The 16,190-nt window shown below is 53.4% G+C and carries 15 protein-coding genes; 4 read left to right on the top strand and 11 right to left on the bottom strand.

Annotated features, from left to right (window positions below):
- Positions 1-2: 2 nt before the first annotated feature.
- A complete protein-coding gene (locus KE531_07365) occupies positions 3-1,181 on the top strand; it encodes a ribose-phosphate pyrophosphokinase (GenBank protein MBR9953444.1) in 1,179 nt (392 codons plus the stop codon).
- An 82-nt stretch (positions 1,182-1,263) separates the two neighbouring features.
- On the opposite strand, the gene KE531_07360 is transcribed toward KE531_07365, so the two are convergent.
- From KE531_07360 to KE531_07335, 6 genes are all read right to left on the bottom strand, one after another.
- Entirely contained in the window at positions 1,264-1,479 is a 216-nt protein-coding gene (locus KE531_07360; protein MBR9953443.1) for a DUF3791 domain-containing protein, read from the bottom strand.
- Complete coding sequence (locus tag KE531_07355; GenBank protein MBR9953442.1) at positions 1,476-1,949, bottom strand: DUF3990 domain-containing protein; 474 nt, start codon at positions 1,947-1,949, stop codon at positions 1,476-1,478. The genes KE531_07360 and KE531_07355 overlap by 4 nt, the downstream gene beginning before the upstream one ends.
- A complete protein-coding gene (locus KE531_07350) occupies positions 1,946-2,182 on the bottom strand; it encodes a DUF3791 domain-containing protein (protein ID MBR9953441.1) in 237 nt (78 codons plus the stop codon). The genes KE531_07355 and KE531_07350 overlap by 4 nt, the downstream gene beginning before the upstream one ends.
- Before the next feature lie 117 nt (positions 2,183-2,299).
- Complete coding sequence (locus KE531_07345; GenBank protein ID MBR9953440.1) at positions 2,300-3,466, bottom strand: hypothetical protein; 1,167 nt, start codon at positions 3,464-3,466, stop codon at positions 2,300-2,302.
- A 15-nt stretch (positions 3,467-3,481) separates the two neighbouring features.
- Complete coding sequence (locus tag KE531_07340; protein MBR9953439.1) at positions 3,482-4,981, bottom strand: MBOAT family protein; 1,500 nt, start codon at positions 4,979-4,981, stop codon at positions 3,482-3,484.
- A 2-nt stretch (positions 4,982-4,983) separates the two neighbouring features.
- Positions 4,984-5,634 (bottom strand): DUF4358 domain-containing protein, encoded by a 651-nt coding sequence (locus tag KE531_07335; protein ID MBR9953438.1) that lies wholly within the window; start codon positions 5,632-5,634, stop codon positions 4,984-4,986.
- A 119-nt stretch (positions 5,635-5,753) separates the two neighbouring features.
- Here KE531_07335 and KE531_07330 point away from each other — a divergent pair, with 119 nt between their 5' ends.
- Positions 5,754-6,785 (top strand): 3-deoxy-7-phosphoheptulonate synthase, encoded by a 1,032-nt coding sequence (locus tag KE531_07330; protein ID MBR9953437.1) that lies wholly within the window; start codon positions 5,754-5,756, stop codon positions 6,783-6,785.
- 66 nt (positions 6,786-6,851) lie between these two features.
- Here the strand turns inward: KE531_07330 and KE531_07325 are convergent, their stop codons facing one another.
- Positions 6,852-7,349: a nitroreductase family protein gene (locus tag KE531_07325; protein MBR9953436.1), complete on the bottom strand. Its 498-nt coding sequence runs from the start codon at positions 7,347-7,349 to the stop codon at positions 6,852-6,854.
- 16 nt (positions 7,350-7,365) lie between these two features.
- Positions 7,366-8,004 carry a YcxB family protein gene (locus KE531_07320; protein MBR9953435.1) on the bottom strand — a complete coding sequence of 213 codons (639 nt, stop codon included), beginning with the start codon at positions 8,002-8,004 and terminating at the stop codon, positions 7,366-7,368.
- Positions 8,005-8,397: 393 nt separating this feature from the next.
- On the opposite strand from KE531_07320, the gene KE531_07315 reads away from it, so the two are divergent.
- Positions 8,398-9,927, top strand: coding sequence for an ABC-F family ATP-binding cassette domain-containing protein (locus KE531_07315; protein MBR9953434.1), 1,530 nt, complete (start codon positions 8,398-8,400; stop codon positions 9,925-9,927).
- Here the strand turns inward: KE531_07315 and KE531_07310 are convergent.
- The 3 genes from KE531_07310 to KE531_07300 are packed head-to-tail and all read right to left on the bottom strand — an operon-like array spanning position 9,924 to position 14,461.
- Complete coding sequence (locus tag KE531_07310) at positions 9,924-11,336, bottom strand: HAMP domain-containing histidine kinase (protein ID MBR9953433.1); 1,413 nt, start codon at positions 11,334-11,336, stop codon at positions 9,924-9,926. The genes KE531_07315 and KE531_07310 overlap by 4 nt on opposite strands.
- Positions 11,333-12,049, bottom strand: a complete 717-nt coding sequence (locus tag KE531_07305; GenBank protein ID MBR9953432.1) for a response regulator transcription factor — start codon at positions 12,047-12,049, stop codon at positions 11,333-11,335. The genes KE531_07310 and KE531_07305 overlap by 4 nt, the downstream gene beginning before the upstream one ends.
- A gap of 27 nt (positions 12,050-12,076) precedes the next feature.
- Positions 12,077-14,461 carry an endonuclease MutS2 gene (locus tag KE531_07300; protein ID MBR9953431.1) on the bottom strand — a complete coding sequence of 795 codons (2,385 nt, stop codon included), beginning with the start codon at positions 14,459-14,461 and terminating at the stop codon, positions 12,077-12,079.
- A gap of 384 nt (positions 14,462-14,845) precedes the next feature.
- Here KE531_07300 and KE531_07295 point away from each other — a divergent pair, with 384 nt between their 5' ends.
- Complete coding sequence (locus tag KE531_07295; protein MBR9953430.1) at positions 14,846-16,159, top strand: trypsin-like peptidase domain-containing protein; 1,314 nt, start codon at positions 14,846-14,848, stop codon at positions 16,157-16,159.
- Positions 16,160-16,190 lie beyond the last annotated feature (31 nt).

Genomic DNA, 16,190 nt, shown 5'->3' with positions numbered 1-16,190 from the left:
GGATGCTGTACGAAGAAAAACAGATCGAGACGATCCCGGTGGGGCCTTTGGGGCTGATCCCATTAAAGAGCTGTGAATCGCTGGGAAAGAAAGTGGACGCCTATCTGGCGGAATGGAGGAAGGAGCGGGAAAGCGAGCATAAAGCAACCATCGCTTTTGCCGGCTACCAGAGAGATTCTTACATCATCGGAGTGAAAACCCCGCGGTTTGGTTCCGGCGAGGCAAAGGGAGAGCTTTTGGAGTCTGTCCGCGGCGATGACCTTTATCTGATGGTGGATGTGTGCAATTACAGCCTGACCTATTCCCTCTGCGGGATGCAGAACCACATGTCCCCCGACGACCATTTCCAGGATTTAAAGAGAGTGATTGCGGCTGCGGGCGGCAAGGCGAAGAGAATTAACGTCATCATGCCGTTCTTATATGAGAGCCGCCAGCATAAGAGAACCGGCCGTGAGTCCCTGGACTGTGCATGGGCGCTCCGCGAGCTGGTGGACATGGGAGTTGAAAACATCATCACCTTTGATGCCCATGACCCGCGTGTGCAGAACGCGATTCCGTTAAAAGGCTTTGAGACCGTACAGCCGATTTATCAGTTTATCAAACATCTTTTAAAGCATGAGAAGGAACTTCAGATTGACAGCGAGCACATGATGGTAATCAGCCCCGATGAAGGCGGCATGAACCGTGCCGTGTTCTTTGCCAACGTCCTGGGGCTTGACCTGGGCATGTTCTATAAGCGCCGTGACTACACGAAAATCGTCAATGGCCGCAACCCGATTGTGGCCCATGAATTTTTGGGAACGAGCGTTGAGGGGAAGGATGTCATCATCGTGGACGACATGATTTCCTCCGGCGAGAGCCTTCTGGATGTGGCGAAGGAGTTAAAGAGAAGAAAGGCGAGAAAGGTCTTCGCATGTGCGACCTTCGGCCTGTTTACGAACGGGCTGGATAAGTTCGATGAGTATTATGAAAACGGCCTGATCGACCGCGTCCTGACCACCAACCTGGTGTACCAGACGCCGGAGCTTCTCTCCCGTCCGTACTACATCGACGTGGACATGAGCAAGTACATCGCCCTGATTATCGACAACCTGAATCATGATTCTTCCTTAAGTGAGCTTTTAAACCCGACCAAGAGGATCAACCGCCTGCTGGATCGGTATCGCGCAGGGGAGAGGTAGGAAATAGAAGAATGTTTGTAAGAAAAGGCGCCATGGCAGTGTTTTAGCTGCCGGGGCGCCTTTTTATGAAGCTTGTTTACACCTAGCTGAATTTTTCCCTGTATTCAAGAATCAGTTCCTCGGCAAGATATGCATCGCTCATACAATGCATATCGGCTACCCCTTCACGGATCAAAACATATACTTCAGACCGGTAGAAGAAGTCAAGTGCTGCGGATAGGGACAAATGTTGTTTTTCTGCAAACAATTCGATAATTCGAGTATATTTTTTCTGCAAAAGGATCGGATTGGCAGTCATAGCTGTTCACTCCCCTCGTAACGAAGATAGCGTTCCAAAGCGATTGGCGTTCGAAAACAGATTTGTAAATTTGGTTTTTCATAACGCAGACGATGGATGGCTTCTGATTTATCAATTAGATTATCGAAGTAAAGCTCAACCGTATTAAAAACTTTATCGTTAGCGACGCCGCCAATTACAATATCATAATCGGTGGTATCGTTGTTTCTCCTGCAATTCAGAATAAAATCAAGCCATTCTTCCGAGTAGGAAGCGAGATTGAGAATTTTCAGCTCCTGGTATGCCCTCTCATCAAACTCATACCGGGAAATAATGGCATCTTTACCGCGGCGTTTGAACTTTTGACACCACTTTTTTGCCTGTTCATAAAGTGGAGTCGTATAGAAGCCGCGTCCGAAATCCACATTTGCGCGGGAATGCAGAAGATCAGGCTTTGGAATTTCCTGATAGGAGCCGTGATAAACGATCATAATTCAACCCCTCTCTCCGTCATTAGGTCAAGAATGTCTTCAACAATATAGTCTTTACTCTGTGTATGAAGTGTTTCATATTCTGGAATGATGTAGCCGTTTAAAATATCACTTTGTTCGGTGAGCGCCTTGTAGACCTGTTCGGCGTTCTTACCGAGTTTGATTGCCACATTCTCAATACAGAAAACGGCAAATTCCAATTCATCCTTGTTTCTAATGTTTTCAGTAACCAATAGAGACACCTCCAGTTCCCTGTAAAAAGGAATGATCCGATCAAATTTCTTTTATTTTAACGCCGTGACGCAGCACTGTCAAATACAGAGAGAATGAAATGATATTTGGACGTTTTCCTACCGCGCAATCCTCACCGCCGTCTCTTCCGCCAGGAATCCGGGAATCTGGTAGAGGACGAGTGCATCCGTGATGGCCTGCTCTTCCATGAAATCGCTGATTTTTCCATTGTAATAGCGCAGGTCGACCATGTAAACCTCCTCGAAATGCAGGGAGGCAAAGGGCGCAAAGGAATGGGCATAGGAATCCTTGATGATAAGGAGCCGCCTGCCCTCGGGCGCCGTGCGGTTCACGATTTTTGTCAGGCCGTGGTTGCCGTCAAGGAAGACGCGGTATTTGTCCTTGGTTTTTAAGGCTTCCGGGGAGTAAAGGCTGTGGGACGGCTCTGTGCTGCCGTCGTAAAAGACCTCATATTCCTGCGCATTCTTTGGGAGATAAAGCTCAATGGAGTCCGGCGAGGCGGCCAGGTTAAGCCGGGAGTGGATAGTTCCGAAAAAATCCGTGTCCACGGTCTGAACCTCAAAATCCTCCGGACGGTACGGTAAAAGCCCCATGGAAGCGGCCCATGCCTGATAAGCCGTGTAAGCACCATAGGACGTCCAATGATGATCGGTTTTATAGTAGAGCTCTTTCCCGCTTTTTTCGGAATAGGCCTGTATGAAGGCGTCTTTGACAGGAACCAGAAGAGTCACGTCCGGAAGGCGGGATAACAAATCGTCAGTGATGGTGCTCTCGCCAAAGGGCGCTGCGGAGGACGGAAGGCGGTCGGTAAAGATCTGGCTGGCAGAGGGTGCGAGAAGAATCCGCACATGCTCTTCTCCGAGAGATCCGCTGGCCGCTTTAGCGAATGCAGACAGAGCGTCAAGATTTTTCTCTAAGAGCGTCCGGTTGATGTCCTCGGGATAGAGGGCGTTCATGAGAAAACCGTCTTTTCCCACGAAGACGCCGCCGATTTCCCTCTTAAACTGAGCAAGCTCCGCCGCAGTCTTCATGCGGATCCAGCCGTCCCGGAAGGGGAACTGGTCACTTAAATACTCCTCATACTGCCTTCCGAAGCGCCCGTCCGTCAGGGTATCCAGGCGGAAGTCCGGCTTCTGCGCCAGGTAACGGTTTTCCGTATCGGAAAAGACGGTTTTTGGCAGAAGCAGGGAGAGAAGGAAAAAGACCCCGATCATGGCGCAGAACGCCGCAGTAATCAGAATGGAAGAAATATTATCATTTTTCATAGCGCTCATCTCCTGTCAGAACCGGAAGTACAGAAACGGGTTATAGGTGGCGTCTACCAGGTAAGCCGTCGCTAACAGGAACAGGACGGCCAGAAAGAGAAGTTCCAGGACGGCAGGAAGCAGCCGCAGCGCGCCGGAGACACCGCCGGCGCAGGCGGAAACCGTCTGTTGGCCGGCGGTTTTCGCGCATTCCGGAGAAGACGTGTCTCCAGCAAGCTTCCGAAACAGCCTGGAGGCCGCGGCTGCCGGAAGCGGCGTCGAGCCGATCAGGCAGGCGGCCAGAAGGACAGCGTTTCCCTTAAAAAGAAATACTGTCCGGGAATTGGAGAGGGAAAGCCCTGCCTGCCCGGTCATTTGAGCCAGATAGGCCGCGCCCTCGCCCATGTCTTCAAAGACGAATAAAACCCATCCGAACAGCACCAGAAGGAAGGTGACGGCCTGACGGAATGTCCTGGGAAGCCGTTTGGTGAAGCTGTCGGGCAGAAATTTCTCGATTAAAAGTAAGAAGCCAAAGTACATGCCCCAGAAGAGGAAATTTAAGCTGGCGCCGTGCCAGATTCCCGTCAGGAGCCAGACAATCAGGATATTCCGCACAGAAGCGGCGCGGCCTCTCCGGCTTCCGCCGAGAGGAATGTAAACATACTCCTTAAACCAGGTGCCGAGGGAAATATGCCAGCGGCGCCAGAATTCCGTGATGCTTTTGGAAATATAAGGGTAGTTAAAATTTTCCGGAAAGGAAAAGCCGAGCATGTGTCCCATGCCGACGGCCATGTCGGAATAGCCGGAAAAATCAAAATAAATCTGGAAGGCAAAGGCCAAAATCCCCATCCATGCCATTCCCACGCTCCGCTCGTCTGGCAAAATGCCGCAGATTTCCGTCCAGAGGGCGCCGGCCTGGTTGGCGAGAAGGACTTTTTTGGAAAGCCCGATGAGAAAGCGGCGCACGCCGAGGGCAAAACGATCTATGGTTTCCGTCCGGCAGGTCAGCTCCGCCGCAATGGTCTGGTAGCGGACGATAGGCCCGGCGATGAGCTGCGGGAACATGGACACATAGGCGCCGAAGGCGATCAAATCCTTCTGAACCGGCGCCTGGCCGCGGTACACGTCGATGGTGTAGGACATGGTCTGAAACGTGTAAAAGGAAATCCCGATGGGCAGGGCAAGGCCAAGAAGGGGAAGTTCACTTCCCATGAGGCCGCCCAAGGTACGGATAAAAAAGTCCGTGTACTTAAACAGGGTCAAAAGCCCCAGATTTATGACAGCAGAAGAAACCACGGCGCATTTCGCGGCGCGGTTTCTGCCTTCCTCTTTAAAACGTCCGACAAGCCGCCCGTGGAAAAAGTCCACGAGGGTGGAAAATAAAAGAAGCGAGATATAGACCGGTTCGCCCCACCCGTAAAAAATCAGGCTTGCGAAAAACAGAACCGCGTTGCGGTACCGTTTCGGCGCCAAAAAATAGGCGGCCAGAAAGAGCGGGAGGAACCGGAATAAAAATAACAGGCTGCTGAAAACCATGGCTATTCAAAGTTGGCGTTGATGATGTCGATGGCGATCTGGTTGTTTTCCACTGCGGATTCCAGGGCTGCCTCGTCGCCTTCCTCAAGGGATGCGTCGTCAGGGGCACCGAGCATGACAAAGAACACAAAGTTGTCGTGGCGGACGACCTGGGAAGCCTGGATTTTCGGCAGGTTCATCGGATACTGGAGGGAATTTTCCAAAAGCCCGTCGCGGTAAGCGTTTAAAGCCGTCTCCACGTCGTCGGCCGCGCCGTCTGCGGCCTCGATGCCGATGAAGGTTTCCACAAAGGTGCTGATTAAGGGCATTTCGGCCGCATAGCCTAGATACTGGTCAGGCGTGATGCCGGTGATGTCTTTAAGCATCTGAGGATCCAGCTCCATGTTCGGCATATAGGTTTCGCCGTAGGCTTCCTTGATTTCGCCTAAAATCGTGTCAATGGTTTCCGAGGAGACGGCGCTTTCTGTTTCAGAGGCAGGCTCCGATTCCTGGGAGCTGCTTTCCTCCATGCTTTCTGTTTCCGGCACCGTGGCTTCCTGCGTGGTTTGGCTTTCAGCGACCGTGGTTTCTTTATTTTCAGCGGAACAGCCGGATACCGAGGAGGTGATCAGGGCCGCTGTTAATCCGAGTGCAATAAGATTTCTTTTCATCATGATGTCATTCTCCTTGTCTTAAACTATTGAAGTCTCGATGTTTCTATATTATAATGGACAGCAGTGCGAAAAGCAATTTACGAAACCTTAATGATAATTTACGATTTTGGAGGAACACCATGGCATTTGAGTTCAAGAGCCTTCTGCCGAGCCCGGAGGAAATCAAGGCAGAATTTCCGCTGGCGCCGGAGGCAGTCAGACTGAAGGCTGAGAAAGATAAAGAGATTGCAAAGGTATTTACCGGCGAAAGCGATAAGTTTCTCGTCATCATCGGGCCGTGTTCGGCAGACAGGGAGGACGCTGTCTGTGAGTATGTGACGCGTCTCGCAAAAGTACAGGAGAAGGTAAAGGACCGCCTGATTTTAATTCCGCGCGTCTACACCAATAAGCCGAGGACGACGGGCGGCGGCTACAAGGGCATGCTGCATCAGCCGGATCCGGAGAAGAAGCCCAACATGTACGAGGGACTTGTGGCAATCCGGCGCCTTCATATGAAGGTGATTCAGGAGACAGGCTTTACAACGGCTGATGAAATGCTGTACCCGGAGAACCTCAGCTATCTGTCCGATGTGCTGTCTTACATTGCCATCGGCGCCCGTTCGGTGGAGAATCAGCAGCACCGTCTGGCCTCCAGCGGCGTCGATGTGCCGGTCGGCATGAAAAACCCGACCAGCGGCGCGTTGAACGTCATGCTGAATGCGGTTTATGCGGCGCAGCATGGCCATGATTTCATTTTCCGTACCTGGGAAGTACAGACGACAGGAAACCCGCTGACCCACTGTATCCTGCGGGGCGCCGTCAACAAGCATGACCAGTGCATCCCGAATTACCACTATGAGGATCTGGAGCTGCTATTCCGGCTGTATTCCGAGCGGGATCTGAAGAATCCGGCTTGCATCGTGGATGCCAACCACTCCAACTCCAACAAGCGGTATGAGGAACAGGTGCGGATTGTGAAAGAAGTGCTTCACAGCCGCCGCCACTCCGCGGATATCCGGAATTTTGTCAAGGGCGTCATGGTGGAGAGCTATCTGGAGCCGGGAAGCCAGAAGATTGGCGAGCACATTTATGGGAAGTCGATCACGGATCCGTGTCTTGGATGGGACGAGTCAGAGCAGTTAATTTATGATATTGCGGAAAGTGTAATATAGAAGCGTTGGAGCGATACAGGGGAACGGCAGAAATGCGGCTGTTCCCCTGTTTGCGGCCGCAGATTTTTATGGTTTAAAATAATGGATACGGCTCTCGTCGAAGCGGTCGGCGGGCGTCTTTTCCTCGGCCGGATAGCCGCAGGCGATGACCGCAAAGGCCCGCAGGGAGTCCGGAAGCTTTAAAATCGTTCCGACGCGCTCCATGCGGCCGGCTTCCGGCGCGATCCCGAGCCATACGGCGCCAAGCCCTAAGGCAGAGGCCTCAAGAAGCAGATTTTCCACGGCGGCGCTCATATCGATGTCGGCATAGGCAGGCGCCGGAAGCTCGCGCCTGGCGCAGGGAATGATGGCGAGAGGCGCATGCTTTACACAGCCGGCATATGGGCTGCACTCGGAAAGCTTTGCCAAAGTTTCTTTGTCGTCTGCAATGAAAAACTCCCAGGGCTGCTGGTTGCAGGCGGAGGGAGCCGCCATGGCGGCCTGTAACAGCAGACGGATTTTTTCCGGCTCCACGGGCCGGGCTTCGTAGGAGCGGATGCTGGTGCGAAGGAAAATGGGATTCATGGTCAGGTCTCCTTTCTTATGATTCGATCACTTCATACGGCCAGATATTTTCTGCCAGAAAGGCGCAGAATTCTTTGATATCTCCCGACATCAGGTCAGATTTCTGGAGCAGGGCGGCGCTTCCGCTGTAAACGAGAAGAAGCAGGTCGGCAGTCTCCACAGCGCACTCGAAACGGTCATAAGGTACGCAGTCACCGTCGGTACCGCCGGAAGAGATTGTCATTCCGGCCTCGGAAAAGGTCACGGTGATCGGCGAATCGGCCGGCATGGAATCTTTGCCCTTTAAAAGCAGGCCTGCGGATTTTTCAAAGCGTTTTGACGCCAGTCTGCTGGTTCGGTAAAGGCCGCCGATGCCAGATACGGCAGAGACGGCGCCGATGATCATGGAAATGGACGGTTCGCCGGAAGAAGAGAGTCCTGAAACCACGAGAAAAGCGCCAAGCGCCAGCAGGGCAATGCTCGTGACCCTGGTGCGGAGCGTGCTCTGCGTCTTTCCTCCCGATGCGGCGCGGCAGGCGTCCGTAACCCTCCATAAGCCGGGAAGGCGCTTTCTGGAAACGAGCTCCGTCCGTTTTTCAAGCGCCCTTCCGGCCTGGGGAATCAGTGCATTTATGTCATAGGAATGAAGTTCAAACAGGTAATCCTTGCCGTTCATTGGTACACCTCCGTTGTCTGATTGTTCTATCATACAATATTTGGAGGCGGGGTGCAAGAGATGCCTGTTTTCAGATCTTGACAACCTCTCCCCCCTCTGCTATGATAAATCCCGGACAGACCAAGAAAAATACGGAGGTATGGAATGATTATTACAATTTCTTGCTAACAAAAACCAGGCATGTTGATGGAAGCGGCGGGGGAATCCCCGGTTCTTTTGACGTGCCGGCCAGCAGGAAATTGTGTCATCTTTGCCCATGCCAGAATAAGATACCGCCGCGTGCCGGTGCCGTACCGCGCCGCATGCATGACGGGCGTATCGAGAGGCCGCAGGAGAACGCATTCCTGCGGCCTTTTAGTATGAAAAAGATACCCTGTCAAAGGAGGTATGAGCATGTCTTTTATCAATGTTGCAGATCTTACATTTGCCTATGAAGGCAGCTATGACAATATTTTTGAGCATGTGTCGTTCCGGCTGGATACGGACTGGCGGCTCGGCTTTACCGGGCGGAATGGGCGCGGGAAAACCACGTTCCTGCGGCTTCTCATGGATTTGAACCGGAAGGAACGGCAGTACGAATACACCGGGAGCATCACGGCGCCGGTGGAATTTGAATATTTTCCCTATGAAGCGGCGGATCCCTCGGCCATGGGGATTGAAAACGCGGAAAAGATTCTTCCGGGCTGTACGGAGCCGGGGGAAATCTGGCGGCTTTTTAAGGAGCTTTCCCTCATGGACATGGAGCCGGAAATTTTGTACCGGCCCTTTGAGACCTTAAGCCAGGGGGAACAGACGAAGCTTTTGCTGGCCCTTTTGTTCCTGAGGGAAAACAGCTTTCTCTTAATCGACGAGCCCACGAACCACCTGGATGCCGAGGCCAGGGAGCTTCTTGGGCAGTATTTGAAAAAGAAGTCCGGCTTTCTTTTAGTCTCCCATGACCGGCATCTTCTCGATCTTTGTACCGATCATACGCTTGCCATAAACAGGACGGGAATCGACATCCAGAAGGGGAATTTTTCTTCCTGGTGGGAAAATAAAAGACGGCAGGATATGCATGAAACGGCAGAAAATGAGAGGCTGAAAAAGGATATTTCAAGGCTTAAGGCCGCGGCGGGACAGACGAAGGCCTGGGCCGATACGGTGGAGGCCGGGAAAATCGGCCACCGACGCGAGGTGAAAGAGGCCACCATAAAGGATGTGGCAAACCGGGATTACATCGGGGAGAAGTCGAGGCGGATGCAGATGAGGCGAAAGAACCTGGAACGGCGTCAGGAGCGTGCCATTGAGGAAAAATCCGGACTCCTTAAAAACATCGAGGAGGCAGAGGAACTGAAGCTCTATCCGATGGAGTACCGCGCGGAGCGGCTTCTGGCCTTTGACCGTGTCTCGGCAGCCTACGGCGGGAAGACCGTGTTTGAAAACCTGAGCTTTGAGCTTTGCCGCGGCGACCGGGCAGCCCTTTCAGGGAAAAACGGCAGCGGAAAGAGCAGTGTGATCCGGCTCATCCTTGGGGAAGAGGAAATTTCCCACACAGGGACGATTCACATGGGAAGCGGTCTGGTGATTTCCCATGTGCCCCAGAGTGCAGACTTCCTCTCCGGCAGTCTTTCCGATTACGCCAGGGAGCGGGGGCTGGATGCAGGGCTTCTTATGACGCTTTTGAGAAAACTGGATTTTTCCAGGACACAGCTTGAAAAGCCGATGGAGGATTACAGCGAGGGGCAGAAAAAGAAGGTGCTTTTGGCGGCAAGCCTGATTACAAAGGCCCATCTCTATATCTGGGATGAGCCCTTAAACTACATTGACGTGTTTTCCAGGATGCAGATCGAAGACCTGATCTTAAAATACCGTCCGGCGCTTCTGTTTGTCGAGCATGACCGGGCGTTTGCAGAGCGGATTGCCACGAAGACTATCGCCCTTTAATCCGGCTGGCTTACGGCCTTCGGCAGCGTGAAGATGAATTCCGAACCGACACCTACGGTGCTGACAACGTCGATGTTTTCGCCGTGGGCCTGGATGATTTCCTTTACGATGGCGAGGCCGAGGCCCGTCCCCTTTTTGTCCTTTCCGCGGGAGGTGTCGGATTTATAGAAACGATCCCAGATTTTTTTGATATTGGCTTTCGGGATGCCGACGCCGGTGTCCTTGACGGAGACGAAGACCTTTTCATAGCGGGAGAGAGTCTGGATGTAGATGACCGAGTCCTCATGGCTGAATTTGATGGCGTTGTCGATCAGGTTGTAGAGCACCTGCTGGATTTTCCCGAGATCGGCGTAAACCATCTGGCTGTCGTCGGTGAAGGTCAGATCGAGAACGATGTCTTTGGCGTTGCAGATGCCCTCGAAGGCAGCGGCCGTGTCCTTGATAACCCGGTTGATGTCGAAGTTGCTCCTGTTTAGAAAGCCCTTGCTGTCCAGGGAGTTTAAGGTCAGCATGCCCTGGGTCAGCTTGTTGAGCCGCTCCGTCTCGGAAATGACGATGTTGAAGTATTTTTCGTGGAGTTCCGGCGGGATCGTGCCGTCTAAGATGGCTTCCAGGTACCCTTTTATGGAGGTTAAGGGCGAGCGGAAGTCATGGGAGACGTTGGCGATGAAGGATTTCTGGTATTCCTCCATTTTGTTAAGCTCGCTGGACATGTAATTTAACGTGTTGGCAAGGTAGCCCATCTCGTCGGTGGTGTCCACTTTGATGGCATGGGTCAGGTTCCCGGCGGCGTACTCGTTGGCGCCGGCCGTGATTTTTTTCAGAGGAAAGTAGACGGTTTTGGTGAAGACGAGAAGAATAATCAGCGAGAGCAGAAAAATGAATGCAGCCGTCACGTAGACGATGTTTAAAAACTGGTTTTTTCCCTGTTCGGCCAGGCGGATGGGCATGTGGATTGCCACGTAGCCGTAGGTGTTGAAATTGCCGGTAATGGGCGCGATGACCGACAGCATGTTTTCGTCAAAGGTACCGAAAAAGTCTCCGATCACATAGGAGTGGTTGCCGGCGGCCGTGGGGTCAAAGCCTTCGATGGAGCTTCCCACATGGGAGGCCGGCGAGGTTTCCGCCACGACGGCGCCTGTGCGGTCGAGAACGAAAACCTGGGCGCGCAGAAACGTGGCCACCGCCTCAAGCTGAGGGTTGGCCGTGGAGAGGTCGATATTTTTTCCCTGATAGATATCGCTGTATGCATCGGCCAGGAGGTTGGCTTCATCGTACAGGGCGTCGGCCTTTTCGCCCACAAGGTACCGGTAGGTGAGCTGTGAGGAAAAGGTGGCGATGAGGATGAAGCCAAGGAGGCCGAACAGGAGATAGCCCAGGATAAATTTGGTGTAAAGGGAATGGGTCATCGTTTTACCTCAAACTTATAGCCGATGCCCCACACAGTTGTGAGGGCCCAGTTCTCGTGATCTTTGATTTTTTCGCGCAGCCGCTTGATGTGGACGTCCACGGTTCTCGTGTCGCCCACATATTCATAGCCCCAGATGTGATCCAAAAGCTGTTCCCTTGTAAACACCTGGTTGGGAGAGGACGCCAGGAAGTAGAGGAGTTCCAGCTCCTTCGGCGGCATCTCCACCGAATGTCCCTTATAGAGGACGGAATAATTCGTCAGGTTCACAACGAGATCAGGATATTCCACATATTCGCCCTGCTGCTTTTCGGCGGCAGCCGCAGCGGCTGCGGCGGGGCCGGCCTGATAGCGGCGGAGAACTGCTTTCACGCGGGCCACCAGCTCTTTGGAATCGAAGGGCTTTATGATATAGTCGTCGGCGCCCAGCTCCAGCCCAAGGACTTTGTCGAAGATTTCGCCCTTTGCGGACAGCATGATGATGGGCACCTGGGAGCTGGTCCGAAGCTCCCGGCAGACCTGGTAGCCGTCCATGCCGGGAAGCATCAGGTCGAGAAGGATCAGGTTGGGTTTAAAAGAATGAAATTCCCTGAGAGCCGCCTCTCCGTCCCCTACGATTTTTGTGTCATAGCATTCTTTCATCAGGTACAGAGAGATCAGTTCAGCAATATTCGCATCGTCGTCTACAATTAAGATTCTCTGTTTGTCAGCCATGGATAAACCTCCTGTCTTTGCCGGCTGTTATTTGAAGGTTACGATTGTTACACCAGTGTCGCCTTCGCCGAAGTCGCCGAGGCGGAATTCCTGGACATATTTGAGTTTCTTTAAATGCCTGTGGACGCCGGCCTTTAAGGCGCCGGTGCCGCGGCCGTGGACAACACGGACTTTGGGCAGGTGCGCCAGGTAGGCGTCGTCCAGGTACTTGTCGAGAACCGGGATGGCCTCGTCCACGGTCATGCCGATCAGGTTGATTTCCGGCGATACGGAGAAGGACTTGGACATCTTGATTTTTCCGCTTCCCGTGTTCTTCTTGGCGGAATCCAGGCCCGGGCCGGAAACAGACGGCTCGTCCAAAAGCTCCAGATCCTTGATATTTACGAGGGAGCGCAGGATTCCCATCTGTACATAGAGATCGCCCTTGGCGTTGGGAAGTGTGCTGACCGTTCCCTTTAAGTTCATGGAGAGCACTTTCACGCCGTCCCCGATTTTGATCTTTTTCGGGGAAATCATTTTTTTCGGGCCTTTTTCGTTTTTGATGCTTAAATTTTTGTCGACTTTATCAAGCTTTTCCCGAAGCTTGCTGCGTTCTGCCTCCAGTTCTTTTCCGACACCGGAGGACTGTGCTAACTTGTTGATGTTCCGGATGGTCTGGTCGGCCGTTTCCTTCGCTTCCCGGAGAATGCGCTGTGCTTCCTCGTTGGCGTTTCTTAAGAGCTTTTCCTTCCGCTCATCCAGCCGCTCTTCTTTCTGTTCCAGCCGCTTTTTTAAGCCGTTGATCTCTGCTTTATACCGCTCGATTTCCGCCCGCTCGTTTTCAATGGTGACGCGGCTCTGTTCCAGGTTGGCCAAGAGATCCTCGAAGGCCTCATCGTTGGTCTCCAGATGGGTTCTGGCGTCGTCGATGATGTAGTCGGGAAGGCCGAGCTTTTTGGAAATGGCAAAGGCGTTGCTCTTTCCCGGGATGCCGATCAAAAGCCGGTAGGTGGGGCGGAGCGTCTCCACGCTGAACTCACAGCAGGCGTTTTCCACGCCTTCCGTCGTCAGGGCAAAGACCTTTAATTCGCTGTAATGGGTCGTCGCCATGGTACGGCATTTCATGTTGTGCAAAAACGACAGGATGGCGATGGCAAGGGCCGCGCCTTCCGTCGGGTCCGTGCCGGCGCCCAGCTCGTCGAAGAGGCAGAGGGAGCGGCTGTCAGCCTTTTCCAGGATGGAGACGATGTTCGTCATGTGGGCGGAAAAGGTACTGAGGCTCTGCTCGATGCTCTGTTCGTCACCGATGTCGGCAAAAACCTCTTCAAAAACGGCTAACTCCGACCCGTCAAAGGCCGGGATATGGAGGCCGGACTGCCCCATGAGGGTAAACAGGCCGACAGTCTTTAAGGACACGGTCTTTCCGCCGGTGTTGGGGCCGGTGACGATTAGAAGGTCAAAATCCTTTCCAAGGTAGATGTTAATGGGCACCACGGTTTTCGGGTCAAGAAGCGGATGGCGCCCGTCCTTGATGTTGATATAGCCGCGGTTGTTGAACTTCGGGGCGGTGCAGTTATAATGCCTCGAAAGGGCAGCCTTGGCGAAAATAAAGTCTAATTTTGTCAGGACTTCCTGGTTCGTTGCCAGCGGTTCGATATACGGCACCAGCTCCATGCTTAAAGCAGCTAACACCATCTCGATTTCCTTCTGTTCACGGATTTCCAGTTCCCGCAGTTCGTTGTTCAGTTTCACCACGGCCATGGGCTCGATGAACAGCGTGGAGCCGGTGGAGGACTGGTCGTGAACCATGCCGGGGAACTGCCCTTTGTGCTCAGACTTTACCGGCAGGCAGTAGCGGCCGTCGCGCATGGTGATGACGGCGTCCTGAAGGAGCGTGCGGCTGGAATTTAAAATGGCGTTTAACTGGCTGTGGACGCGGTCGGCCGTCAGCTTCATCTGGCGTCTCACATGGCGAAGACCGGGGCTTGCGTCGTCGGCCACCTCGTCCTCGGAGAGGATGCAGCGGGTGATTTCCGCGTTGACGTTTGTGAGGGGCTCTAACATCCGGAACATGCCGTCTAAGGAGTCATCCGGCAGCTCCGATTCGGGATGGCGGCCGTAGTTTTTGGCCCTGGCCGCGCAGGTCAAAAGGCCGCTTACGGAAAGCAGCTCATGGATACTGAGGGAGCTTCCGACCTCCAGCCGTTTTAAGGAATCGCGGATGTCGCGGACACCGGCGAAGGAGAGGCTGCCCTTCTGGCGGACGCGGGTCGCGGCGTCGGAGGTTTCCTGGAGGTTTTCCCGGATCTCGTGCAGGTCGCAGGACGGTACAAGTTCGCGGCACATCTGCTTTCCCGGCTCCGAATGGGCGTATTCCGTAAGTTTCTCAATAATTTTATAAAATTCAAGTGTTTTCAGCACTTTCTGATTCATGCAAATATCCTTTCTGAAAATCCAAAAGTTCCGGCATGCTTGAAGTATAACACATTCCGCAGGAATATCATAGCCATATTTTTGTTGCATAATAGCGGTGGAAACTTTATAATAAAGGATAGTTACCGGCTCCGCCGGTAACTATCCGCTACGCAAACGAAGCGAAGCGGAGTTCGCGGTTCCCGTGGCGTAGCAAACGAAGCGAAGCGGAGTTCGCGTTTCCCGTGGCGCAGCAAACGGAGCGGTGAGGGGTTCGCGTTTCCCGTGGCGGAGCAAACGGAGCGGGAGCGGAGTCCGCCGTTTACGCGGCCGGCCGTGCAGGAAGCCTGCACCGGAAACGCCGTACAGAAAACGAGTGATATGTCCCTGCAAAGGAGAAGCAGTATGACGGATTCACCCAATGAAAAGAAATTTATGAGGGAAAAAATCGTAAAGCCGCCGACGAATTGGCGCAGGATCGCAAGACGGATTCTGGGCCTGGTTCTCATTGCCGCTATTTTCGGCGCAGTGGCGGCGGCGAGTTTTGTGTTTTCCAGGCCCTTTGCGGAGAAGTTTCTCGGAAAAGAGCCGCAGGAAACGAGTATCCCGATTACCATAGAAAAAGACAACGAACCAACGGCCCCGCCTCCCACGGAGACCATGGAGGTCACGACGGAGGCGCCCTCCCAGTCCGCAGCAGAGCGGGAGGAGGTCGAGGAGATTGTTGAGAATGCCATGGCGAAGTTTGCATGGACGCCGGAGAATATCGGAAGACTGAACCAGGCGCTCCGGGAGATCGGCCAGAATGCCGACAAATGCATTGTCACAGTGTCGCCGGTGAAAACACAGGTGGACTGGTTCGACAATCCCGTGGAGACGGCCGGTCAGTATGCCGGCGTCATTTTAGCAGTGAATCCCGGCGAGATTACGATTTTAACCGGGACGGCCGCCCTTGACGAAGCAGATTCCATCCGGGTTATTTTCGGGGACGGAAATGTGGCTGACGGGCAGGTAAAGCAGAGGGACACGGTGGCTGACATGGCGACCATAAGCGTCGCTGCGTCGGGGCTTTCGGAATCCACGAAAAACTGGATCTGCGCCGTGGAACTTGGAAATTCCTATTCGGTCAAGACCGGGGACATGGTGATTGCCGTCGGCTGTCCGGCCGGGCGCGTCCATTCGGTGAAGTACGGTTTCGTTTCTTATGTGGCGAAGGGCGTCCAGGTGGCTGACGGCCTGACGAGGATTCTCTGCGCGGATATTGACTGCAACGCCGGGCAGGGGACATTCCTTTTGAATCTTTCCGGCCAGCTGATCGGATGGGCAACCGAGGAATTTGAGAGCGATGAGAGCCCGGGAACTGCCATGATTGTGCCGATTTCCGAATACAAGGGGACGCTCCAGAAGTTAAGCAACGGGATTTCCATGCCGTATTTTGGAATCATGGGCCAGGATGTCAATGAAACCATGCAGGAAGAGGGACTTCCCGAGGGAATTTACATTACCGAATCCATCGCAGAGGGGCCGGCGTACCGGGCCGGGATCCAGAACGGCGATATCCTTACGAAAATACAGGGAGAAGAGATCGGCTCCATGCAGGCGTTCCAGACATGTTTGGAAGGTCTGGAGAGCGGTGAGACGGTCTCGGTTGTGATCCAGAGAAAAGGGATCGAAGAATATAAAGAAATTGAATATCAGGTTGTCATTGGGGCCAGGTAGCATGCCTGGCTCGGGCCTTGAAGGGAGAATA

The sequence above is a fragment of the Eubacteriaceae bacterium Marseille-Q4139 genome (genome assembly GCA_018223415.1).
Lineage (GTDB): Bacteria > Bacillota > Clostridia > Lachnospirales > Lachnospiraceae > CABSIM01.
Note: the sequence above shows the minus strand (reverse complement) of the source record. Positions and strands in the feature narration are given on the sequence as shown.

Excerpts from the sequence above, each read along its gene's own strand:
- KE531_07365 (MBR9953444.1), top strand. The coding sequence starts at position 3 with ATGCTGTACGAAGAAAAACAGATCGAGACGATCCCGGTGGGGCCTTTG.
- KE531_07360 (MBR9953443.1), bottom strand. The coding sequence starts at position 1,479 with ATGACTGCCAATCCGATCCTTTTGCAGAAAAAATATACTCGAATTATC.
- KE531_07355 (MBR9953442.1), bottom strand. The coding sequence starts at position 1,949 with ATGATCGTTTATCACGGCTCCTATCAGGAAATTCCAAAGCCTGATCTT.
- KE531_07345 (MBR9953440.1), bottom strand. The coding sequence starts at position 3,466 with ATGAAAAATGATAATATTTCTTCCATTCTGATTACTGCGGCGTTCTGC.
- KE531_07340 (MBR9953439.1), bottom strand. The coding sequence starts at position 4,981 with ATGGTTTTCAGCAGCCTGTTATTTTTATTCCGGTTCCTCCCGCTCTTT.
- KE531_07335 (MBR9953438.1), bottom strand. The coding sequence starts at position 5,634 with ATGATGAAAAGAAATCTTATTGCACTCGGATTAACAGCGGCCCTGATC.
- KE531_07330 (MBR9953437.1), top strand. The coding sequence starts at position 5,754 with ATGGCATTTGAGTTCAAGAGCCTTCTGCCGAGCCCGGAGGAAATCAAG.
- KE531_07325 (MBR9953436.1), bottom strand. The coding sequence starts at position 7,349 with ATGAATCCCATTTTCCTTCGCACCAGCATCCGCTCCTACGAAGCCCGG.
- KE531_07320 (MBR9953435.1), bottom strand. The coding sequence starts at position 8,004 with ATGAACGGCAAGGATTACCTGTTTGAACTTCATTCCTATGACATAAAT.
- KE531_07315 (MBR9953434.1), top strand. The coding sequence starts at position 8,398 with ATGTCTTTTATCAATGTTGCAGATCTTACATTTGCCTATGAAGGCAGC.
- KE531_07310 (MBR9953433.1), bottom strand. The coding sequence starts at position 11,336 with ATGACCCATTCCCTTTACACCAAATTTATCCTGGGCTATCTCCTGTTC.
- KE531_07305 (MBR9953432.1), bottom strand. The coding sequence starts at position 12,049 with ATGGCTGACAAACAGAGAATCTTAATTGTAGACGACGATGCGAATATT.
- KE531_07300 (MBR9953431.1), bottom strand. The coding sequence starts at position 14,461 with ATGAATCAGAAAGTGCTGAAAACACTTGAATTTTATAAAATTATTGAG.
- KE531_07295 (MBR9953430.1), top strand. The coding sequence starts at position 14,846 with ATGACGGATTCACCCAATGAAAAGAAATTTATGAGGGAAAAAATCGTA.